Genomic DNA, 23,214 nt, shown 5'->3' with positions numbered 1-23,214 from the left:
ATATAGTTTTCAGGTGAGGTGTTCAGGATACCACCTCTGCTGACTTGCAGAGGCTGGCACCGGAACTAAAACAACTGTGACTGCCGTATTAAAATACTAAAACCTCTTTGTCTCCGAAATTTTCATATGAGGAAGTAATTACCTGCTCACCTTCCTGCAAACCTTCCAGTATTTCAAAATACTGTGGGTTTTTCTGTCCCAGAGAGATGTTACGTTTCACTGCTCTGTTTCCGGCTTTATCCACTACATATACCCAGTTACCACCGGTGTCAGAGAAGAAACCACCTACTGGCAGTAAGAGTGCGGAGGATGACTTGCCCAGTTCAAGGCGGATCGGAGAAGATTGTCCGCGACGGATTCCTTCCGGCATTTCTTTCTCGAATTTCATATCGACATTGAAACGGCCATTTTTTACCTCCGGATATACTTTGATGATAGATAATGCATAGGTTTTATTATTGAATTCGAAAGTGGACTTCAAACCCGGGAATACCCTTGATATATAATGTTCATCCACTTCCGCACGCATTTTAAAGCCATCCAGATCATCGATCTGACCAATATTCTGACCAGCGGTGATGCTTCCCCCTACTTCCGCGTCAACAGAAGATAATTGTCCGTCGATAGGCGCTCTCAACACCAGATTGCTCAGATTGTCCTTCATCATCTGCAGGTTACGCTGGGTACGCAGAATAGTGGACTCAAGGCGGTCAATCTGTATTTTGGCGTTTTCTTCCTGAAAGCGCTGGCTTTCTACTTCTATCTGACGCTGCTTCACAAGACGCTCGTAATCAAGCTTATTCTTTACAAATTCCTGACGGGAAACGATCTTTTCGTCTACCAGTTGTTTGGTACGATCATACAGGTCTTTTGCCTGTTCGATCTGAAAATCAAGGTTTGCCACGGTCTGCTGCATGGTAAAACGATTCTGTTTCAGAGTCTGGCGCGTATTCTGGAGCTCATTGATCAGACGGTAGATTTCTGTTTCATGATTCACAAAGTCCATCATCAGGTTCTGGTTTTCCAGACGCAGGATGCTGTCACCCTTTTTAACCATGCTACCTCCTTCGAGGTATTTCTGGCTAACATAACCACCTACGATAGCATCGAGGCGAATTGTTTTAAGAGGCAACACAACAGCGGTAACTGCTATATATTGATCAAAGGTGCCTTTGCTTACGGTAGAAATAGTGATCTTATCTTTCTCTACGTTCAACCTGGAACGATGATCGGCAAATATGAGATTATACAGAAGTAACATCGCTACTACAGCGCCTCCGCTGATAAGGGCGATTCTCTTTTTAGACCAGTACTTCTTTTCTATTTTTCTGTCCATAGGTGATACTTACTTTCCTGACCGAATAAGGCAACGGTCATGCCAAAGCCCGAAACACAGTACAGCAGGGCATTTCAAAGGACAAGCCCTTCCAATGATCGTCCTGAAGCGTACACCAGACGTCCATTTCCGGACAATTCCTGTTGTACCGGCCAACAGCCTTTAAAAACCGAAATCTTTTTATAATATTGCCAGTGGCCGCATCCACCACGGGTTGCTATCCCACCGCCCCTGTCAGGAACGCTGTTTGCGGATTCATTACAGAAAACAATAGACAAGACATTAAGTTATGACCACACCCTTGCCCGGCAAAATTCTTATTGTAGATGATGACATGGACGTGCTGCGTGCCGCCCGTTTATTGTTAAAACGCCATTTTGAACAGGTTGACTTTGAACGTAACCCGCAGAAGATCCCCTACATGGTCACTAATTTCGATTATGATGTGATCCTGCTGGATATGAACTTTACCCGGGACCTCAGTAGTGGAAAAGAAGGCTTTGAATGGCTGGACCGCATTCTGGATATCAGACCGGAAGTGGCAGTCGTGCTGTTTACCGCCTACGGAGATGTGGAAATGGCTGTAAGGGCCATTAAAGCAGGAGCGGTCGATTTCGTGCTGAAACCGTGGGAAAATGATAAACTGCTGGCTACCATGCAGGCGGCTTATAATAAGAAGCGCGGCAATAAAGAAAAGGTAGTAACAGCCCCGGTAACCCCACAGTCAGACGTTAATATCATTGGCAGTAGCGAGGCTATGCAGCAGGTGCTGGATACCGCCGCCCGGGTAGCCGGTACAGATGCCAATGTGCTGATATTGGGTGAAAATGGTACCGGAAAGGACCTGCTCGCCCGTCACATACATGCCTTATCACTCCGTAATAAACAGCCATTTGTCAGTGTCGATCTGGGTGCCATCAGCGAGACCTTGTTCGAAAGTGAACTGTTTGGCCATGTGAAAGGCGCTTTCACTGATGCCAGAGAAGACCGTACCGGCCGTTTTGAAGAGGCAAATGGAGGCTCTATTTTTCTGGACGAACTGGGAAACATCTCCCTGCCTTTACAGGCAAAGCTGCTGACGGTGTTGCAGAACAGGGCCGTGACCAAAGTAGGTAGTAACAAGTCAACTTCTATAGATGTACGCCTGATCACTGCCACAAACAGGAACATCCAGCGGATGGCAGCAGAGTACCAGTTCCGGCAGGACTTACTCTATCGTATTAATACCATTGAGATCCAGTTACCGCCTTTACGGGAACGTCTGGAAGATATTGTGCCTCTGGCGGAATATTTCCTCGGGAAATATGCGACAAAATATAAACGTACCGTGACTAACCTGCATGAATCCCTCATACAGCAGTTACGCCAATACGAATGGCCGGGTAATATCCGCGAACTGCAACATGCCATGGAAAGAGCGGTGATCCTCTCGCAGGGTAAAACGCTCATGCCCAAGGACGTATTTGTAAAAAATCCGATACAGGAGCAGGCGCTGAATACCGGCTATAATCTGGAGGAAATGGAACGCAATATCATTACTCAGGCCATGAAAAAGTGCAATGGCAATATCACGGAAGCAGCGAAAGAGCTGGGACTGAGCAGAGCCGCCCTTTACAGAAGACTGGAAAAATATAACATCTAGTAGTTTACGATGAACAAGTTCAGTGTCAATATATTTCTGCGTATTATTCTTCTGACGCTCAGCACCATCACAAGTGTATGGGTATGGACAGTGCTTGGCGTGTTTCCGGGAATAGCCATGGCTATCCTGATCTGTATGCAGATATACGGCATGTATTACTACATCAACCGGGTAAACCGGAAATTGACCCTGTTCCTGGAATCGATCCGCTACGAGGACTTTTCTATCCGCTTCAGCGCCGACAATAAACTGGGCAAAAGCTTTCAGGCATTGAACCACCAGTTTAATGAGGTGCTCGAGGCCTTCCGGCAAACCAGAGCCGAAAAAGAAGCGAACCTGAAGTATATAGATACGATCGTCCAGCATATCAGCATAGGCGTTCTCTCCTTTGATACAGAAGGCCATATTGAGTTGATTAATCCAGCCGCATTCCGCTTGTTGGGTATCTACCGGCTACGCAACATTTCCGAACTCAAAAACAGCCATCCGGGATTACCGGAATATCTGATGGAGATCCGTTCAGGCAGTAAGTTATTGTACCGTACCCGGCAGGAGCAGCAACTGTCTATTCATGCCGCCAGTGTAAGACTACAGGGACGGCTGATCAAACTGATCTCGCTACAGAACATCCATGCCGAACTGCAACAAAAAGAACTGGAAGCCTGGCAGAATCTGACCAAGATATTACGTCATGAGATCATGAATTCCGTCACGCCTATTGTGTCTCTGATAGGCACCATGCAGGATATCGTAGAACAGGACATTTCTCCGGAGGCAGCCCAGAAAGAAGCTATTGACGATCTGCAGGAAGCACTGGAAACGATCAAGAGCCGGAGTAAGGGTATTATGAACTTCGTAAATGCTTACCGGGACTATACAACGCTGCCTAAACCGCAGTTCACACAGGTCAATATAAAAGAACTTGTTAGTGGGGTAAGCAGCTTGCTGCAACCGGAGCTGAAGCAGGCTGGTATTTATTATAACTACGAAATAGAGGCTGCCGGCACAGAGATCCATGCAGATGTAGCTCAATTACAGATGGTGATGATCAACCTGATCAAAAATGCCATGGATGCGCTGGAACAAACCCAGACGCCGGCCATACAGGTAAAGGCGACCATGAGCACCCCAGGTCAGGTACATATCGAGATTATTGACAATGGTCCGGGTATCGACGCTGAAGCCATGAACAAGATTTTTATCCCCTTCTATACGACGAAGAAAAAAGGCAGTGGTATTGGTCTGAGCCTCTCCCAGCAGATCATACAATCACACGGCGGACAACTTAAAGTGAGCCGTTCCGGCAATAATGGCACGACCTTTTCAGTATTCCTCCCTGTCAGCTGAAACCATTTAGACAAAGATGTCGTACTTTAAGATATTATAATGCTCATTATGCAAGGGAGAAGTGTATTAAACATATTGTACGCTGTCACACTATCTGTTCACCTCTTAGCCATCGTGTTTCACCTGGAAATACTTAGTTACGCCTCAAAGTTCCTGTTGCCTTTTATACTGGCTATCCAGTTTGTGCTGGGAACGGAAGGTATTCCGCCTGTATTCCGGATTTCCATGCTGGCGGCCCTGTTCTTTACAGGCTTTGGTGACATGTTCCTGCTGTTTTCAGAGCAGAATACATGGTTCTTCTCTTTCAGCCTCGTCACTTTTGCGTTTTCATTGATGGCCTATATAGCATTCTTCCTGAAGATCCGGTATTCCAACTATCCCCTGCCCCGTTGTCAATGGGCATTTATCATCGGCGCGCAGGCCGCTGTTATTGCATTCATTTTCTTCATGTTACCGTACCTCGGACAAATGGCTATTCCTGTGATCATTTTTGCCGCAATTGCCTCTGTTATGCTACAGGCGGTAAAACATGCCTATAGACTGAAAGAACAAGCTTCCGGCTGGTATGCGATGGCTGGAGCGGGTCTTTATATCATTTCCTGTGCAATTATCGCCATTCACTACTTCTACCATCCCCTGCAAATGGGCACCTTTCTTATCATGCTGACGTACGGCCTGGCACAATGGGGCCTGGTTACCGGTGGACTATTCTATCTCCGTATGCGCCGGGGCTATGCCATGCAATAAATGGAGCAAATAAACCGTATTAAACCGTACATTTGATCCTTGCTTGATGAGAACAACTTATGGAACAAACAGATTTCTTAGTTATTGGTTCCGGTATAGCAGGATTGACCTATGCCCTCAAGGTAGCGGCCGCATGTCCTGACAAGAAAATCACCATCATCACCAAATCACATGAGGATGAGACCAATACCAAATACGCACAGGGTGGAGTTGCTGTAGTAAACGATCTCGAGAACGACAGCTTTGAAAAGCATATTGAAGACACGCTGATCGCCGGTGATGGTCTCTGCAATGAGGAGATTGTGGAAATAGTGGTGAAAGAAGGACCAGAACGTGTCAATGAGATTATTGAATGGGGCGCCAACTTTGACAAGAATGCAGCCGGAGATTTTTCTCTGGGTAAAGAAGGCGGTCACTCCGAATTCCGCGTAATTCACTACAAAGACGTTACCGGTAAGGAAATTGAACGTGCGCTGCTGGATGCAGTACACAAACAACCCAATATAGAGATGGTCACCCATTGCTTCGTGGTAGACCTGATCACCCAGCATCACCTGGGCTACCTTGTTACGAAATCCACTCCCGATATAGAATGTTACGGCGTATACGTCCTGAATCTGCTTACCAATAAGATCGAAAAGATCCTGAGCCGCATTACTGTGCTGGCGACTGGTGGTAACGGACAGGTATACCGTAGTACGACCAATCCGACCATTGCTACCGGCGATGGTGTAGCGATGGTATATCGTGCAAAAGGCAGGATTGAGAACATGGAATTTATCCAGTTCCATCCTACTGCCCTGTATCAGCCGGGCGTAAATAACGCTTTTCTGGTCACAGAAGCTGTACGTGGCGATGGTGGTATACTTCGTAATATACACGGCGAAGATTTCATGCATAAGTATGATCCCCGTCTTTCACTTGCTCCGCGTGATATCGTTGCAAGAGCAATTGACAGCGAGATGAAGATCACCGGTACAGAGTATGTATATCTCGACTGCCGGCATATGGATCAGGAGAAGTTCATTCATCACTTCCCCAACATCTACGAAAAATGCCTTGCATCCGGTATCGATGTCAAGAAAGACATGATTCCCGTAGCTCCCGCAGCACATTACAGCTGTGGCGGTATCAAGGTGAACGAATACGGACGTACTTCCATCAATAACCTTTATGCCTGCGGAGAGTGTTCCAGTACAGGTCTGCATGGTGCAAACAGACTTGCTTCCAACTCACTGCTGGAGGCGATGGTGTTTGCACATCGTTGTTATCTGGATGGCGTACAAAAAATAAACAGCATCACAGATAAGGTGAATGTGCCCGACTGGAATGCAGGCGGCACCACTGCACCAAAAGAAATGATTCTGATCACCCAGAGCCTGAAAGAGCTCAAACAGATCATGAGTGACTATCTCGGTATTGTACGTACAAATGAGCGTATGCAGCGTGCAAGTCGCAGGCTGGATATTCTGCATGAAGAAACAGAACAGTTGTACGAAAGAACGGAGGTATCTCCTCAGTTGTGTGAATTAAGAAACCTGATCACCGTAGGCTACCTGATTGTAAAAGGAGCTTCATTCCGTAAGGAAAGCCGCGGTTTACACTTTAATACAGACTATCCTCATAAGAGCGCCCTTGTACAGAATATTGTGTTATAGAAATTGATGACATGTATTATTTGTTACTGGCATTTATGTACGGCATTTCCATATTGCCGTTATGGTTATTATATCGCATAAGTGATGTTTTATACCTGATTATTTATTATGTTGTTGGTTACCGCAAATCAGTTGTATTTGAGAATCTGAAGCAGGCATTTCCGGAGAAAACGGAGAAAGAAATTACCCGGCTTGCAAAGAAGTACTATCTCAATCTGACGGATATGATGGTGGAAACCATCAAACTTCTCACGCTTAGCCGGAAACAGCTACAAAGCCGTTTTGTCTGCGACCTGACTGTCCTGCACAAGCTATATGCGGAAGGTAAAAGCTGCCAGATGCATCTGGGCCATAATTTCAATTGGGAATGGGCGAATCAGTTTTGTATGCAGGGGGTTCAGTTTCCTTTCCTTGTGGTATATATGCCACTGACCAGCAAGGTAGGCGATCGTATGTTCCGGTATTTCCGTGAGAAATCCGGTAGTACGCTACTTCCTGCGAATGACATCAAAAACAGTATGTTGCCCTGGATGGACAAACAATATCTGATTGCCCTTGTGGCAGATCAGAATCCGGGTAATCCACGCCGCAGTTACTGGTATCCTTTCCTGAACAAAATGACCGCATTTTATAAAGGCCCTGAAATGACCGCCCGCAGAAGCAATATTCCTGTTGTTTTTGTAGATATCCGTAAGGTAAAACGAGGATATTATCATGCAACGCTGAAACTGGCATTTGAAGAACCGGCAGCTGTTCCTGAAGGTCAGATCACGGAAGAATTTGTAAAATTTCTGGAAGGAAATATCCGGGAGCAACCCGAAGTATGGGTGTGGAGCCACAGAAGGTGGAAACATGAGTACAGGGAGTAATAAAAGAACTGAACTGACCAGTACGCCTGAAGTGACTGATCAGTTCAGTCACAAAACTATTTCGTAGCGGCGCTGTCTACTTTGATAGTAGTATCAGGAGCTGCTGGCGGGGGCGGTGGAGGAACTGCTGCCTGCACCATAATGTTGTTAGTCACAGATTTTACACCGCTGACGCCTTTAACAGCATCTTCTGCAGCCACTTTCGCGGCATCGTCAGCTACTTCACCATTCAGGGTAACGACTCCTTCCTTTACTTCGGCAGTAACGCCAGGGGAAGCAGTGAGTTTCTCATTAACGGATTGCTGAACGCTGCTATCGCTGGGCGAACAGGCAAATAAGCATACGGCCAGGAACATCATTCCGGCCATCAGGAAAGTTTTACATTTCATGGTTAAAAGTTTAACTAAGTAAAACAAATAACATGCTAGACCAACGGATTGTTCTATTACAAATAGCTGTTAATCAACCATTATCTGCAAAACCCGGATAAAGGGTCATTCCACCATCCACAAACAGGGTTGTTCCTGTTACATAATCACTCTCATCACTGGCCAGCCACACGGCTGCTTTTGCTACATCTTCCGGTACCCCTACTCTGCCATATGGAATGAGTTCCAGCAGCTTTTTCTCATCTTCCGGCGTATCCCATGCATCTTCGTTAATACGGGTTTTAATAGCACCAGGTGCCAGTCCGTTAACCCTTATACGATGCGGCGCCAGCTCCTGTGCCATTGATTGCATCAACAACTTCACCCCTCCTTTACTTGCTGCATAATTCACGTGACCTGCCCATGGAATTACTTCATGCACGCTACTCATACAGATGATCTTTCCGGCTGCTTTGGAACGGTTTTCCACAACACCCCTGCGCCGGAATTCGCGTGCAGCTTCACGCGCACACAGGAACTGACCTGTCAGATTGGTATTAATTACCGTATTCCACTGTTCCAGCGTCATATCAAAGAGATTGGCATCCTGTTGAATACCGGCATTGGCAACAACTATGTCAACGGTACCAAAGCGGGAAAAGATTTCCGCATACATCTTCTTCACTTCATCTTCCTTACTGATATCGCATTGTTGAATAAAACCGTCGCTACCGGCTGCTTTGATGCTGGCCAGTACTTCTTCGGCGCCTTTTAAGCTTTTGTCGCTGTGATGGTTCACCACAACTGTAGCCCCGGCTTCCCCGAAAGCCACCGCTATAGCAGCGCCAATACCACTGCTGCTACCGGTAACAAGTGCAATCTGTCCGTCTAATAGTTTTCCCATTGCAAGGTTTTTCGGTAAGGGGTCAAAAAGTATACCTGTAAAAAAAGCAAAGGCCCCGCAGTATTCCCGCGAGGCCTTTAAATTGCAATATCTTACATTAGTTCAGTACGTTTTTTTCCTGTACTACTTTCAGACCTTCCTGTGTTTTCATGGCATTGTAACCACCTTGCACATTACGAAGGTTGTGAATACCTTCTCTTTTCATGATAGAGCAGGCGATAATACTACGGTAACCACCCTGACAGTGAACATACAGATTGTGATTATCATCGAAATCAGCCAGATTGCCGGGGTCAGTCATGTCACTGAGGGTCAGGTTCATTGCACCTTCGATATGCCCATCTGCGTACTCCGCAGGCTTACGAACGTCTACAATTACCAGATTCTCATCATGTGGCAGATCCATCGCCAGTTCATCTGGTTCTACAGTGATGATCAGATCACGAGGTTCACCTGCTGCAATCCATGCTTCATAACCACCTTCAAGGTAACCGGCTACGTGATCAAATCCTACACGCGCCAGACGTACGATAGTCTCTTCCTCTTTACCGGGGCTGGTAACGAGAATAATGTCTTCACCAAAAGGCAGCAGACTACCTGCCCATTCAGCGAAACGGCCTTCCAGACCGATACTGATTGAACCGGGTACAAATCCTTCTGCGAATTCAGCCGCCGGACGTGTATCAAGAACTAAAATTTCATCTTTCAGTCTTTCCTTTACTTCTGCAACAGACAGTGCACGGTTACTCTTTTCCATTACAGCCTGCAGTGCATCATATCCTTCTTTATTGATACGTGCATTGATAGGGAAATAAGATGGAGGTGTACTCAGACCGGAAGTTACTTCTTTGATGAAAGCATCTTTATCCGTCGCCTTCAACGCATAGTTGGTGCTTTTCTCATCACCCAATGTACTGTAGGTATGAGGCCCCAGATTCTTTCCGCAGGAAGATCCCGGACCGTGTGCAGGATAGACAATAACGCTGTCAGGTAACACTTTGATCTTGTTATTCAGTGAATCGAAGAGGTAACCTGCCAGTTCTTCTTTGGTCAGGTTGCCGCTGAACAGGTCAGGGCGTCCTACATCACCAACAAACAAAGTATCGCCGGTGAATACGCTGTGAGGATTACCTGCTTCATCAGATAAAAGATAGCAGGTAGACTCCAGAGTATGTCCCGGGGTATGTAATACTTCTATTGTCAGTTTACCGATAGTGAATTTCTCTCTGTCTTTTGCGAGATAGATCGGGAAGGTGGTAACAGCTTCAGGGCCGTATACGATGGGCGCATTTGTAGCGGCGGCTAAGTCCAGATGACCTGAAACAAAGTCAGCATGAAAGTGCGTCTCAAAAATGTATTTAATGGTGGCATTACGCTCTTTAGCTAAATCAAGGTAAGCGTCAATATCCCTTAAAGGATCTATCACAACAGCTTCTCCTTCTGACTCGATAAAGTAGGCGGCTTCTGATAAGCAATTGGTGTAAAGTTGCTTGACGAACATGGTTGTTGATTTCTGATTTTCTGCAAATTTACGGATTTAATCCGAGCACGAAGATCAGGCATAAAATACCCTGCCCGTTACAGCATAACCGGAATATACACCACGATGTAGCGTGTACTTGTACGCCGGAGGGTACAAATAATCACAAAAAATCAGAGCCTAACTAAAAGTCCTTTTATTTACTCTTAGTTAGGCCCGAATTTATTTTCTGTAGTCTGAATGACCAGTACTCCAAAACCAGATTAGCCTACCAGCTCTTCAACGAATTTGGCAACTTCTGCTATACGCTGTTTGTTGATCGTATAGTGAATGAACTTACCATCTCTTTCTGTAATCACAATGCCGGCACGGCGCAGAATAGCCAGATGCTGTGAAGCCACTGACTGCTCAAGACGCAGCTTAACGTAGATTTCAGTTACTGTCATTTTTTTGTGATCTTCCAGCAACTTAATCATTTGCTGGCGCAGCTTATGGTTTATAGCACGCAAAACCATAGCAGCCTTCTTAACGGCAATGTAATCCAATTTAATTTGGTCTTTTTCATTGGTACCTCTAGAAATAATAAGAGTATTAGAAGAGGTCGTTAATAATGTTTTTTCCATCGCATAATAGTTTTAAAAAATGATGAAATGAAAGGGATCAACGGACAGTAAACCCATAACTTGTTAGACAACAATAACCGGGTATCGATTTATACAAAAATATAATATTAGTCGTAATAAAAAAAACTTCTATACCTTATTTTTTAATATATGCACACCGATTACTTGCCAAATAAACGTAATTTGACAGTTCTATGACACAAATTGACAGAAGTGTAGGGATTACGCTTCTTAATAAGACATAAAAAGCCTGTTATCATGCGAATGGGGGTCATTTTTTATATTACAAACGCCCTATTTTTTCATGGTAGAATGGAAAGGTTTGAGGTAAAACGGACTGAAATACGCCACATCTTCAAATGCTTTACGTGCATAAGCCTCTGTAGCCAACGGTACCATATCCGCTGCATTCAATATATAAGGAACAAACAATGCATTATTATTTTGCGGCATTAACTGCTGCCATTTGTCGCTACCGTTTCCGAAGAAGTATATTTTATGTTTTGCCATCTGTTCGCCAAATGCTTCAGGAGTGAGTATTAACGCATGCGGCGCGAGTAAGATATTCAATGACGCATCATAGATCGCTGTATACACTTCCATCCTCCGCGCATCCAGCATAGGGCAATACAATGCGTTTGTATCATTGGTACGGGACAATACTCCTTGCGCCATCATCTGTAATGTAGATACAGCTATCAATGGTTTTTCCCATGTATAACAAAGTCCTTTTGCAGTAGCTACACCTACTCTTAATCCTGTATAAGACCCAGGTCCGGCGCTGACAGCAATTGCATCTAAGTCTGCAGGTGTAATACCCTGCTGCTCCATGATCTCTTTCACAAACAATACCATACTCGCCGCATGGTCCTGCTGTTTGTCATTCACCAATGTCTGCAATGGCTGTCCGTCTCTTGACAGACAAACAGACCCTACTGAAGTTGCTGTATCTATATGCAGTATTAAAGACAATGTTCTAAATTTAATGCGTTCACATAACAGCTACATCCATACCGGCTTCACGGGCCAGCAGTGCGCTTATTTTATACCGTTCGTTACCCGTAGCCCTGTACACAGCGTCCAGTACGCCGCATACATTACGGATACCTATTTTATCACACCATTCGAAAGGTCCCATCGGATAGTTGGTACCTAATCTCATAGCGGTATTAATATCTTCTCTCGATGCAGTGCCTTCCTGAGCAGCCATGTACGCTTCATTAATGATCATACAGATCACTCTCGGCGTTACGAGTCCTACCCTGTCTTCCACTATCTCATATTCCCATCCCAGCGCAGACATAATATCAGCCAACGATGTCAGCTGCCCGTGATCAATCACTGATAGTTCCATCACCGGCATTGTCAAAAAACCCGGAAGCCAGTTACATCCGATAATGGAAAATCCCTGTTCAAAAGCATAATTATTCATCAGTTCCGATAGCGAAGTCCTTACCATACTGGCCAGTACCGGCACCTGTGGAAAACGGGCATATACCCCGGCCCGTTCGGTATGCTCATCAAAATTCAGGTCTATCACCAACTCGTATGCTGTCAACGATCCTGTCCGCTCCAGCGATGTCACCTGCTGCACCCGGTGCCCACTTAAACCACCCTTTTCAAGAAAAGCTGCATAATGCGGCTTCTCTCCTATAACGAGGATATTCATGTGCAAAATTTTCGCAAACCTATTAATTAATAACTAATAATAAGACCCTATTTTTATGCTCATGGAAAAACAGATCATCAATACGAATAATGCGCCTGCTCCTATCGGTCCATACAATCAGGCCGTGCAATCAGGCAACCTGCTGTTTGTATCCGGACAAATAGCCATTAATCCGGAAACCAACCAACTGGTGCTGGATGATATCAAAACCGAAACCCATCAGGTAATGAAAAACCTGAAAGGTATACTCACCGCTGCCGGTATGGACTTCAACAATGTGCTGAAGACGACCATTTTCATTATGAACATGAACGACTTTGCACAGATCAATGAAGTGTATGGTTCCTACTTTACCAGCGACTTTCCTGCACGTGAAACCGTACAGGTAGCTGCACTGCCGAAAGGTGTGAATGTTGAGATCTCTGTGATCGCGAGCAAATAATTATCCGGAAAATAAAAAGAGTCCGCTCAGGCGGACTCTTTTTATTATTTGTTGCCAAATAAAGTAGCCGCTAGTTTCGCGTCGTGTCCGTATACATCGTCCCTGAAATTCAGGCGACCATCACTATCCACAAAAGCGGTGAAATAGCCAATGTATACCGGTACCCTTTCTTTCAGAGTAATGAATTTCTCCTTACTGCCATTCATTGCTTCTACAATCTTCTTCTGTGTCCACGCAGAATCTTTACGTAACAACCATTCTGCAAGATGCTGCGGTTCAGATACGCGGATACAACCATGACTGAAAGTACGTTTGTTCTCTCCAAACAAACCTTTGGATGGCGTATCATGGAGGTAAATATTATATTCATTCGGGAACAGGAACTTCACCTTACCTAATGCATTATGACCACCCGGTTTCTGACGGATGATATAAGGGAAGTTACCACCTGAGTATTTACTCCAGTTGAGCGAACCGGCATTCACAGGACTACCGCTGCCTGTTACCACCTCCATATTCTGTCTGGCCAGATAGCCAGAGTTCCTTTTCATAGCAGGTAATACCTCATTCACCAGTATGCCGGGAGGCACATTCCAATAGGGCGCAAATACAACATATTTCACCTCATTGCTGAAGATAACCGTGTTAGCACCCGGCTTTCCCACAACCACATTGCAGGTCCAGTCCAGCTTATTATTATTGTATACATATAACTTAAATGCAGGTATGTTCACCAACAGATATTCCGCCGGCGGTTCAGCCGGCACCCAACGGATACGTTCCATATTAATCAGGATCTGACGGATACGCTGACGTGGCGTAACATTCAGCGCATTCAGCAATGGAGTCTGAATAGTCCCATCTGTCTTCAATCCTGTACGGTCCTGAAAATTACGTATAGCCGAATCCAGTGCTGCCGTAAATAACTGAGAGGTATCTGCTGTTGTCAGATCCCCCAGCAGATGTAAGCGTTGTTTTACATTTGCAACCAGCGGATCAGATTCGTCTTTCTTATAGAGCTTGCGGGAAGCTTTTAAAGAATCCCATGGCAGTTTCTCCAGATCAGAGAATTTCTTTAACTGATTCCGCAGCAATTTATACTGTCTGTTAACCGGCTCTTCAAAAGCGCTGGCGGGTTTATTCAACATAGAGTCCAGCAGACTTTCCATATTGATCTTCTTACGGGGGATGAACCACTCCAATGACTTGGCACTATCAGAAGCCAATCCACTCCAGACCTTATTACCATAGGCGAAGAACTGTGCGGTGAGCAGTAATTCTGCCCTCGGAATGGCTTTATCACCCGGACGTAATTTCCCGCCTTCAATGAGCAGTGTATCATACATTTCCCGCAGAGGTTTATTGATGATCGTGCTATCATGCAGCCCATAATCCGCATCTGCTTTCATCATGTTGATGAAGTTACCCGCCTGCTCGGTAAGTTGTCCGTCATTGCCGATCCATGCATAGTGAAATTCACGCTGCCGGTAGAAATCGCGGATATAGTCGGCGTAGGCGGTATCTTTTTGCAGAAAGAGATTAACCGTATTACTGTCCAGTTTGAGATCAATATATTCTTGTCTGGTATAGTGGGAAGTATCCCTTACCAGACCTTTTTTTCTGCTGAATCTACCACCACAGGAAGCCAGCAGGACGATTGAGGAAAGTAACAGACATGTGTAACGTACAGACATAAACGTACCTGAATTTTAGTAATGAGTCAGAAAGTCCCCTTTGAGGTATTAAAATGAAAAACAGCCTTTGCTGATAAAATGTTTGATGGTACAAATGTAAAACGCTTAACACAATATTGTGTTAAGCGTTTTAGATAAAGCAGTTAGGATGAAACTATAATTTGATCTCTTCCTCGTTGGCATCAAAGAAGCGATATTCAGTCAGGTGATAATTGGAATCAGCTTTGACTCTGACCCATTTCTTGTACTGGAAGTACCATTTCCACTGGCGGGAGGTAAGGAAGCCTTTGGCCAGATAGGAGTAAAAAATAGGGTGCACCCTGAGAGTAAGACCTTTGTGCTGATGATTGATCAGGTATTGCAGGTTCTTTTCGACTTCGTCAATGATCAATACGGAAGCGCCGATTTTACCGGTACCATGACAGGTAGGGCAATCTTCTGCGACTGATATAGTGACTTCAGGTTTCACGCGTTGGCGGGTGATCTGCATCAGGCCGAATTTCGAAATAGGCAGGATGGTATGTTTAGCTCTGTCCTGCGCCATGAATTTTTCCATGGCTTCGTATACTACTTTCTTATTCTCCGGCAACTTCATATCAATGAAGTCGATGATGATGATACCACCCAGGTCACGAAGGCGTAGCTGGCGGGCAATTTCTCCGGCTGCTTCCAGGTTGGATGCGAGGGCATTCTGTTCCTGATTATTGCTGGAGCTTTTATATCCGCTGTTAACGTCGATGACATGTAAAGCCTCTGTGGCTTCTATGATCAGATATACACCACTATCCAGGTTGACTGTTTTCCCGAAGGAAGCTTTCACCTGACGGGTGACACCGTAGTGATCAAAAATAGGAGCGCCGTTGTGATAATGCTGCACAATATCCTGTTTTTCAGGGGCGATCTTTTGGATATAGGCCCTGGTATCAGAATACATGTTGCGATCATTGATCACAATCCGGTTAAAGCTCTCGTTAAGAAGGTCACGTAAGATGCTGGTAGTTTTGGCCTGTTCACTCAGAATTTTCTGAGGAGGTTGTGCACCGCGGAGGTTAGCCTGAATATTTTTCCAGGTTTCCACGAGTGTTGTCAGGTCTTCATGCAGTTCAGCCGTTTTCTTTCCTTCTGCCGCGGTGCGTACGATGACACCAAAGTTGGGTGTTTTGATCGCTTCGACTATTTTTTGTAGTCTTTTTCTTTCTTCGGAAGAGTGTATCTTTTTAGATACTGCGACAATGTCATTAAAGGGTGTTAACACGATGAATCTTCCGGGAAGAGAAATTTCGCAACTAAGACGAGGACCTTTGGAGGAAATCGGTTCTTTTAAGATCTGCACCAGGATGTTAGGCTTACCGCCCAGCACATCTGTGATTTTGCCGGTTTTTACGATTTCCGGCTCATTCTTAAACTTTGTAAAGTCAAACCCCTCGGGGGTTTTATCTGAAATAGCCTGCTGGGTAAATTTGAGTATAGAACGTATATATGGGCTAAGGTCTGTGTAATGTAAGAAAGCATCTTTCTCGAAACCCACATCAACAAAAGCCGCATTAAGGCCCGGGATCAATTTTTTCACCCGCCCGAGGTATAAATCCCCTACAGAAAAGTTGGGATTGCCGCTTTCGTGATGCAATTCCACCAGTTTCTTATCTTCCAGCAACGCTATTTCCACACCAGTAGGTGCCGCATTTATAATAAGTTCCTTGTTCAAGCGTCCAAAATTTTAACCATTATAACTTCACCTTTGAGTTATGCACGGCTATTTAACAACAGCGTACTGCATACCAGATTACTGCTGGCGAAGGCCAGCATACGTGATGATGGATTGCTTAAGGGTTTAGCGATCAGCAGGTAATATCCGGAATTCTAAGCGGGATTTGTGGAAAAACCTGCATGACTCCAGCAATTTAATAATAATCGCCAAAATCATGCAGGATATATAAAAATTTTTATCCGATCACCGCGCCGCAAATAAAACCTGGTTAGTATAAATGGCGGGAAACAGGAGAAAATTATTTCTTATTCTTCTTATGCCGGTTCTTTCTCAGTCTTTTTTTACGTTTGTGAGTGGCTATCTTATGTCTTTTTCTTTTCTTACCGCAAGGCATACGCTAATAAGTTTTTAAATGTTTAGAAAAATGAATATTATTTAATACTCTTAATATAACTATCTATTTCAGCCTTCAGTGAGGGATCATCTAACAGTGTCTTACAGTGTTCCAGTAATTCGACCGCTTTTTTGATATCACCTTTGCCGCGATAGGCTTCTGCCAATACAAATACAGCTTTAGCCTCGTCAGGATGTTTCTGAGTGAACGTCTCCATCCTTTCTATGGCTTTATCAAACTGATTAGACTGTATAGCTAGATTTGCCAATGTTATCTGCGCTTCTGCGTTATCAGGATTGGCTGCTACCACATCCCGTAATTTTTGGACACCTACCATTGGTTCTCCTGTATTCATATACAGCAGCGCCTGTTTAATCTTAAGGGAATCATTCTTAGGATTGAGCTGAATAGCCTGATCCAACAGACCAATAGCCTGTGAACTTTCCCATTTGGCAATAGCAGGGTCCTCTGCGTGCTCCAGATGTTCTAAAAATAAATTGGCTGCAAAGGTGAGGCTTTTTTCGGAATTTTCCAACTTAGCGGATTCGCCAAGGTAATACGCAGCTATGGGCAGTTGGTTAAGGCTGTCCCAGGAGGCATATAACTGTTTGTAAGCGTCTATTTGCTGATTCTTCACGTCGCCCCGCACCGTCTTGTTTTCAAGGGCGGTGATGGCAACGAGTCTATCTGCAGGGATTTTTTGCTTGGCAGACGCCAGCAATTCATCAAAGGCAATAGGTTTTCCCTCCTGTCCGTCATGCATATGAGCGGCAGTTGGCATCGCTTTTTTATCCGAATGAGGCACGGTGCGGCCGAAGGCGACTAATACTACGAGTAATGTCGCTGCGGCACCGACCAAGAGAATCTGTGATTTTTGCACGCCTAAAATATTAGGCTGCAAAACTACAAACTTTTAAGCTTCTTTACTTCTGCAACGAATTCTTTAGAAGGCTTAAACGCCGGAATAAAATGCTCCGGAATCTCTACGGCAACGTTTTTCTTGATGTTACGGCCAATTTTAGCAGCTCTCTTTTTCGTAATGAAGCTACCAAAGCCCCTGATATAGATATGCTCGCCATTAGCCAACGCTTCCTTGACCTCCTTAAACATGGCTTCTAGTGTTACTAACACATCTACTTTAGGTATGCCGGTTTTTTCAGCAATATTGTTAATTAAGTCAGCTTTTCTCATAATTGAAGCGAAGGATTACTTGTCCCAAAATTATTTATTTTTTTTTAATTGCTGAATTTTAAGCAAATAAATTTTATACTTTTTTCTTATACCATAGATTAATATAATATATCTATTTGCAGATCAGTCGATTAGTAGTCAGAAAAATACGAGTAATGAGCTACCTGGAAAGTGAATGATTCCATATGCGAGGCCAGTACAAGTACATATTCATTAGGGTAAATCACAATAATTCACTAAACCACTCATTAACGAATATACAAAAAATAATATTCATTTCGTCTTTTTTTTCTTCACTTAATGAAAAAAAACTCTCCTGTTCAGCCCATAACAGATAAACACTCTTTCTTTATTATAACGCATTTTTTTCCATATTCGTCTATATCTCAACAACTTCTGTTCCATTTTACTGCATCCTGTCAACAGTTGAATATTATCGTAAATATATTCACTTGCAACCGATGGAATTTTTATCGGTTATCCGCTCCGTTACATACATTAAATATTTCTTATACAAACATCTCCCCCTTTACCATTATTCCCATTCACATTCATCCCATTATATTTGCAGAAATGAAGCAGTTTTTTACGAATGCACTCATGGAATGGAACGATAACGAGAATACGCGTTCCATGCCATGGAAAGGTGAGAAAGACCCCTACCGGATATGGCTGTCTGAAATTATACTCCAGCAAACACGTGTGGAACAGGGATGGGCCTACTACGAGAAGTTTATCTTAAATTATCCGACCGTTCAGGAACTGGCCGCCGCGCCGGAAGAAGCAGCATTCCGACTATGGCAGGGACTGGGTTACTACGCCCGCTGTAAAAATATGCTGGCCGCCGCCAGACAGATTGCATCACAGTATCATGGTCATTTTCCCAATACATACGATACTATACAATCACTCAAAGGCGTAGGCCCATATACAGCCGCCGCCATCGCATCCTTTGCCTTCAACCTGCCGCACGCCGTATTGGATGGAAACGTATTCCGGGTGCTGTCCCGCTTCTTCGATATAGATACACCGATCGATACTACCGCAGGTAAAAACAATTCACCGCACTGGCGCAGGAACTGCTTCCTTACGGAAAATCAGCTTCGTATAACCAGGCCATTATGGACTTCGGCGCTGTTGTATGTAAACCGCAACAACCCGCCTGTAAAAGCTGTCCGCTTGCCTCAAAATGCAAAGGTTATCAGCAGGGACTCACCGCACTCCTGCCCGTAAAGTCCAAAAAACTGGTTGTAAAGAAACGCTACTTCTACTATCTGGTACTCCAGCATAAAGACAATGTCTATATCCGGAAACGTACCGAAAACGATATCTGGCAAAACCTCCATGAGTTCATTCTCATAGAAACCCCAGGACCGGAAGACCCGGACTCCTTACAATCCTCTGCGGCCTTCAAAGCAGTGATGAAAGATATACGTTACAACATGGATGGGGCTTCAGCTACCTTTAAACAACAGCTTACACACCAGACGATCCATAGTCAGTTCCTCATGCTTTCAGTCAGTAAAAAGCCCGAAATGCCCGGATACACGGCCGTTCCAAGGGATCAACTGGATCTTTATGCCTTTCCTAAAACCATCACCGACTTTCTCAAAAACAGGGAACTTACCCTCTTCTGATACGAAAACTTACTGCCTGTGAACAGCGCTCAACTTGCTACGGCAAGGTATTTGAGCTAAAAACTATACGGTAAAATTTTCACTGTCGATTTGAAAAAAACATTAACTTTAGAAAGGTTGTTCATTTTAAAAGAAGCGTATATTTTCAATAGTTTAAAATCAATAGATTAAAACCTGCAACAATGAGAGGTGTTAATAAAGTAATCCTGATTGGCAACTTGGGTAGAGATCCAGATGTACAGTTTTTAGAAGGTAATATCGCAGTAGCCAAGTTTTCCCTGGCGACAACAGAAACATTCAAGGACAGAGCTGGTAAACTGATTTCCCAAACAGAATGGCATACGGTTGTATTATGGCGCGGACTGGCGGAATTAGCCCAAAAGTACCTGCACAAAGGAAGTCTTGTATATATTGAAGGACGCCTCCGTACCCGCAGCTGGGAAGATAAGGAGGGTAATAAGAAGTTTGCCACTGAAGTAGTAGGTGATAACCTTGTTATGCTGGATAAACGTATGGACCTGAACAACACTGAACATGCCATACATCATAGCAACACAGGCAGCAATACCGGTGATAATTTCCCCAATATGGAAATACCCCCCCAACTGAACGACACAGCGGACGATCTTCCTTTTTAACTATCCAATAAAAAATATTAATTCTTTTTGATTGATAATCCCTTTATGGGACATTACTTATATTTGCATATAGGGAAAGCGATTCAATTTAAGACCTGAATTACTTTCCCATTTTTTTGGAACTTACTTTGCTATATGCTCGGGGTTCTAATATTTATCACGTCAAAGTTGAACATTTTGTACACCTATCCGGCAAGCATTTTACCTGGTAAGCTTACCCTGTTACAAGCAGCGGCGCCCATCGCCACTCCGAACGTGGTTATTTATCTGCTTGTGATATTCATACTCCTCCTCATGGCCTTTATCGTCTCCGGCGCAGAAGTAGCATTCTTCTCCCTGAACTATAAAGACCTGAACGCCCTGAAAACAAGGCAGAACACCAGCGGAAAGCTGATTACCAAGCTATTGGAAAAGCCCCGCTCCCTGCTGGCATCCCTCCAGATAGCAGGTATCCTGCTCTCCGTCGCCTTTATCATGGTCACCAGCTACCTCATCACCCAGATGGAAGACCTCCAGACCGTTCCGGTTGTGTCTTTTGTAGTACGTATAGCCATTATCATCTTCGTACTCCTCTTCTGTGGTCAGGTACTCCCACGAGTATGGGCAGCACAAAACAATATCCGGTTCGCCACCTATTTCGCATGGTTCGTAAGCCTCGTACACGCCACCCTCGAACCTGTCAGCGATTTCTATGTTAGCCTCAGCGAAAGCATTGAAGCCCGCTTCTTCCACAGAGGCAGCGGCGCTGTCAACTATCAGGAGATTGACGAAGCCATAGAAATGAGCGTGGATCCAACCGCCTCCCAGGAAGAGAAAAATATCCTCAAAGGCATCCTGAAATTCGGCAATATCACCGTTAAACAGATCATGCACACACGACTGGACGTATCCGGTATCGAATATGACGATAACTTCGACATCGTCGTAAAACGAGTGGCTGATCTGCACTATTCCCGCCTCCCCGTTTACAAAGGCAATCTCGATAATATCGTCGGCGTTATCCACACCAAAGACCTCCTGCCCCACCTCGATAAAGGCAAGAGCTTTGACTGGCATACCGTTATGCGCCAACCATTCTTCGTACATGGCCATAAACTGATCGAAGACCTCCTCGCCGAGTTCCAGAACAGACGTATGCATTTTGCCGTAGTAGTAGACGAATTTGGTGGTACCTCCGGTATCGTTACCCTCGAGGATATCGTGGAAGAAGTCATCGGTGATATCAAAGATGAATTTGATGAAGAAGAATTCAACTACAGCAAAGTAGACAATAATACCTACGTTTTTGAAGGCAAAACCATGCTCAATGACGTTTGCCGTATCATGAACATCTCTCCCGATACATTTGAAGTCGTGAAAGGAGAAAGTGACTCTATCGGTGGACTGATCCTCGAACTGGCTGGTAAATTCCCGGAAGAAAACAGCGTAATATCCTACGAAGAATATGACTTTACCGTACTGGAAGTAAGCAAAATGCGTATCCAGAAAGTACAGGTCACCATCAGGCAAAATGTGGATGACGAGAAATAGTGCAGTACACCTAACTACAAGAAGCTTACTATGAAATTAACCGGGAATACCATCTGTCTCCTGCTGCTGCTTACATTTATCTTTGCAGCCTGCGAACAATCTTATACGCCCAAACCACGCGGCTACTTCCAGATCAACTTCCCGAAAAAGGAATATCGCGTGTTTGACGTACCCGGTTATCCATACACCTTCGAGTACCCGGTATATGCCAATGTCGTAAAGGACAGCCTCTTCTTTGGTCAGAAAACCGAAAATCCCTACTGGATCAATGTCGAATTCCCTTCCCTGAACGGTAAGATCTACATGAGCTACAAGGAAATCGGTAAAAATGCGAAAAATGACTTCCAGCAACTCGTCAATGACGCCTTTAAGATGACCTACAAACACACCTATAAGGCAGAATATATTGACGAAAAAACAATCCATACCCCCTTTAATGTCTCCGGCGAATTCTATGACGTAGGTGGTAATGCCGCCTCCGCCAAACAGTTCTACGCAACAGACTCCACCGTGCACTTCCTGCGCGGAGCGCTGTATTTCGATGCCGCTCCCAACGCTGACTCACTCGCGCCGGTACAACAATTCCTTCAGGAAGATATGTGGCACCTTGTTGAAACGCTCAAGTGGCGATAGTCTTTGACTATTTTGTAACTTTGCGTTTTTAAGGAATCCGGTCCGCTGTCATGCCAACATCAACGGACTATCGACCATCAATTTTTTTATGATCATTATTGACGATAAGTATATCAGCGACGAAGTTATTGAGGAACAGTTCGTCTGCAACCTGGGAGCCTGTAAAGGCGCCTGCTGTGTTGCGGGTGATTGTGGAGCGCCGCTCGATAAGGAGGAAGTGAAGAAACTCAAGAAGATCTATCCGAAGATCAAATCCTACCTTCGGCCTGACGGCATCGCCGAAATAGAAAAAACAGGTACGCATACCACAGACGATGAATATGGCTATGTCACGCCAATCGTCAATAAAGGCATCTGCGCCTATGCAGTCATCGACGACCATGGCGTTGTGGGCTGTGGCATAGAAAAGGCCTATAACGAAGGCGTTGTTGACTATAAAAAGCCTATTTCCTGCCACCTCTACCCTATCAGGGTCACCAAATACGAGGCATTCGAAGCATTGAATTATGACAGATGGGACATCTGTAAACCAGCCTGCAAGAATGGTAAAAGCCTTCGTGTACCGGTATACCGCTTTCTCCGGGAAGCGCTGATCCGGAAATATGGGGAAGAATTCTATCAGGTGCTGGACAAAATCGCTACCAAACAATACAAAGCTGAATAATAGCCGGTTGCTGATGCTATCCCTGCATTCGCTATCTTTA

23 protein-coding genes are annotated in these 23,214 nt (G+C 44.6%); 12 read left to right on the top strand and 11 right to left on the bottom strand.

The window, feature by feature from the left end; genetic code table 11:
- Positions 1–88 precede the first annotated feature (88 nt).
- A complete protein-coding gene (locus FEF09_RS01835) occupies positions 89–1,336 on the bottom strand; it encodes an efflux RND transporter periplasmic adaptor subunit (RefSeq protein WP_146303321.1) in 1,248 nt (415 codons plus the stop codon).
- Between the two features lie 289 nt (positions 1,337–1,625).
- On the opposite strand from FEF09_RS01835, the gene FEF09_RS01830 reads away from it, so the two are divergent.
- Genes FEF09_RS01830 through FEF09_RS01810 form a run of 5 tightly spaced genes read left to right on the top strand, consistent with a single transcriptional unit; the run spans position 1,626 to position 7,599 of the window.
- Complete coding sequence (locus tag FEF09_RS01830) at positions 1,626–2,978, top strand: sigma-54-dependent transcriptional regulator (protein WP_146303319.1); 1,353 nt, start codon at positions 1,626–1,628, stop codon at positions 2,976–2,978.
- A gap of 9 nt (positions 2,979–2,987) precedes the next feature.
- Positions 2,988–4,325, top strand: a complete 1,338-nt coding sequence (locus FEF09_RS01825) for a sensor histidine kinase (protein WP_146303317.1) — start codon at positions 2,988–2,990, stop codon at positions 4,323–4,325.
- A 48-nt stretch (positions 4,326–4,373) separates the two neighbouring features.
- Entirely contained in the window at positions 4,374–5,072 is a 699-nt protein-coding gene (locus FEF09_RS01820; RefSeq protein ID WP_186774151.1) for a lysoplasmalogenase, read from the top strand.
- 59 nt (positions 5,073–5,131) lie between these two features.
- The gene (nadB, locus tag FEF09_RS01815) at positions 5,132–6,730 is read left to right on the top strand and encodes an L-aspartate oxidase (RefSeq protein ID WP_146303313.1); all 1,599 of its coding nucleotides are present in this window, start codon (positions 5,132–5,134) and stop codon (positions 6,728–6,730) included.
- Between the two features lie 11 nt (positions 6,731–6,741).
- Positions 6,742–7,599 carry a lysophospholipid acyltransferase family protein gene (locus tag FEF09_RS01810; RefSeq protein WP_146303311.1) on the top strand — a complete coding sequence of 286 codons (858 nt, stop codon included), beginning with the start codon at positions 6,742–6,744 and terminating at the stop codon, positions 7,597–7,599.
- Positions 7,600–7,655: 56 nt separating this feature from the next.
- Here the strand turns inward: FEF09_RS01810 and FEF09_RS01805 are convergent, their stop codons facing one another.
- The 6 genes from FEF09_RS01805 to FEF09_RS01780 form a co-directional block, all read right to left on the bottom strand.
- Positions 7,656–7,988, bottom strand: coding sequence for a BON domain-containing protein (locus FEF09_RS01805; protein ID WP_146303309.1), 333 nt, complete (start codon positions 7,986–7,988; stop codon positions 7,656–7,658).
- A gap of 73 nt (positions 7,989–8,061) precedes the next feature.
- Positions 8,062–8,871 carry a glucose 1-dehydrogenase gene (locus FEF09_RS01800; protein ID WP_146303307.1) on the bottom strand — a complete coding sequence of 270 codons (810 nt, stop codon included), beginning with the start codon at positions 8,869–8,871 and terminating at the stop codon, positions 8,062–8,064.
- A gap of 97 nt (positions 8,872–8,968) precedes the next feature.
- Positions 8,969–10,372 (bottom strand): MBL fold metallo-hydrolase, encoded by a 1,404-nt coding sequence (locus FEF09_RS01795; RefSeq protein WP_146303305.1) that lies wholly within the window; start codon positions 10,370–10,372, stop codon positions 8,969–8,971.
- A 242-nt stretch (positions 10,373–10,614) separates the two neighbouring features.
- Positions 10,615–10,974 carry an ArsR/SmtB family transcription factor gene (locus FEF09_RS01790; protein ID WP_012788619.1) on the bottom strand — a complete coding sequence of 120 codons (360 nt, stop codon included), beginning with the start codon at positions 10,972–10,974 and terminating at the stop codon, positions 10,615–10,617.
- Positions 10,975–11,268: 294 nt separating this feature from the next.
- On the bottom strand, positions 11,269–11,946 hold the full coding sequence (tsaB, locus tag FEF09_RS01785) for a tRNA (adenosine(37)-N6)-threonylcarbamoyltransferase complex dimerization subunit type 1 TsaB (protein ID WP_186774150.1): 678 nt from the start codon (positions 11,944–11,946) through the stop codon (positions 11,269–11,271).
- A 19-nt stretch (positions 11,947–11,965) separates the two neighbouring features.
- A complete protein-coding gene (locus FEF09_RS01780; protein WP_146303301.1) occupies positions 11,966–12,643 on the bottom strand; it encodes a 3-hydroxyacyl-CoA dehydrogenase family protein in 678 nt (225 codons plus the stop codon).
- 61 nt (positions 12,644–12,704) lie between these two features.
- Here FEF09_RS01780 and FEF09_RS01775 point away from each other — a divergent pair, with 61 nt between their 5' ends.
- A complete protein-coding gene (locus FEF09_RS01775; protein ID WP_146303298.1) occupies positions 12,705–13,085 on the top strand; it encodes a RidA family protein in 381 nt (126 codons plus the stop codon).
- Between the two features lie 44 nt (positions 13,086–13,129).
- Here FEF09_RS01775 and FEF09_RS01770 read toward each other — a convergent pair whose 3' ends face one another.
- The 4 genes from FEF09_RS01770 to FEF09_RS01755 form a co-directional block, all read right to left on the bottom strand.
- The gene (locus FEF09_RS01770; protein WP_146303296.1) at positions 13,130–14,779 is read right to left on the bottom strand and encodes a murein L,D-transpeptidase; all 1,650 of its coding nucleotides are present in this window, start codon (positions 14,777–14,779) and stop codon (positions 13,130–13,132) included.
- A 154-nt stretch (positions 14,780–14,933) separates the two neighbouring features.
- Positions 14,934–16,484: an Rne/Rng family ribonuclease gene (locus FEF09_RS01765; protein ID WP_146303294.1), complete on the bottom strand. Its 1,551-nt coding sequence runs from the start codon at positions 16,482–16,484 to the stop codon at positions 14,934–14,936.
- 434 nt (positions 16,485–16,918) lie between these two features.
- Positions 16,919–17,782 carry a tetratricopeptide repeat protein gene (locus FEF09_RS01760; protein WP_146303292.1) on the bottom strand — a complete coding sequence of 288 codons (864 nt, stop codon included), beginning with the start codon at positions 17,780–17,782 and terminating at the stop codon, positions 16,919–16,921.
- Positions 17,783–17,784: 2 nt separating this feature from the next.
- Entirely contained in the window at positions 17,785–18,072 is a 288-nt protein-coding gene (locus FEF09_RS01755) for an HU family DNA-binding protein (RefSeq protein ID WP_012788612.1), read from the bottom strand.
- A 573-nt stretch (positions 18,073–18,645) separates the two neighbouring features.
- On the opposite strand from FEF09_RS01755, the gene FEF09_RS32635 reads away from it, so the two are divergent.
- The 6 genes from FEF09_RS32635 to FEF09_RS01730 all read left to right on the top strand — a co-directional run bounded on the left by FEF09_RS32635 (position 18,646) and on the right by FEF09_RS01730 (position 23,174).
- Positions 18,646–19,305, top strand: a complete 660-nt coding sequence (locus tag FEF09_RS32635; protein WP_261387285.1) for a hypothetical protein — start codon at positions 18,646–18,648, stop codon at positions 19,303–19,305.
- A complete protein-coding gene (locus FEF09_RS32630) occupies positions 19,194–19,709 on the top strand; it encodes an NUDIX domain-containing protein (protein ID WP_261387284.1) in 516 nt (171 codons plus the stop codon). The genes FEF09_RS32635 and FEF09_RS32630 overlap by 112 nt, the downstream gene beginning before the upstream one ends.
- Positions 19,710–19,891: 182 nt before the next feature.
- Positions 19,892–20,347 (top strand): single-stranded DNA-binding protein, encoded by a 456-nt coding sequence (locus FEF09_RS01745; protein WP_012788610.1) that lies wholly within the window; start codon positions 19,892–19,894, stop codon positions 20,345–20,347.
- A gap of 168 nt (positions 20,348–20,515) precedes the next feature.
- Positions 20,516–21,877 carry a gliding motility-associated protein GldE gene (gldE, locus tag FEF09_RS01740; RefSeq protein ID WP_261387283.1) on the top strand — a complete coding sequence of 454 codons (1,362 nt, stop codon included), beginning with the start codon at positions 20,516–20,518 and terminating at the stop codon, positions 21,875–21,877.
- A 30-nt stretch (positions 21,878–21,907) separates the two neighbouring features.
- A complete protein-coding gene (gene gldD, locus FEF09_RS01735) occupies positions 21,908–22,510 on the top strand; it encodes a gliding motility lipoprotein GldD (RefSeq protein WP_146303288.1) in 603 nt (200 codons plus the stop codon).
- A gap of 88 nt (positions 22,511–22,598) precedes the next feature.
- Entirely contained in the window at positions 22,599–23,174 is a 576-nt protein-coding gene (locus FEF09_RS01730; RefSeq protein WP_012788607.1) for a DUF3109 family protein, read from the top strand.
- Positions 23,175–23,214 lie beyond the last annotated feature (40 nt).

Source organism: Chitinophaga pinensis, from assembly GCF_007896845.1.
Classification (GTDB): domain Bacteria; phylum Bacteroidota; class Bacteroidia; order Chitinophagales; family Chitinophagaceae; genus Chitinophaga; species Chitinophaga pinensis_C.
The sequence above is the reverse complement of the archived record's forward strand: the minus strand, read 5'-3'. Positions and strand labels throughout refer to the sequence as shown.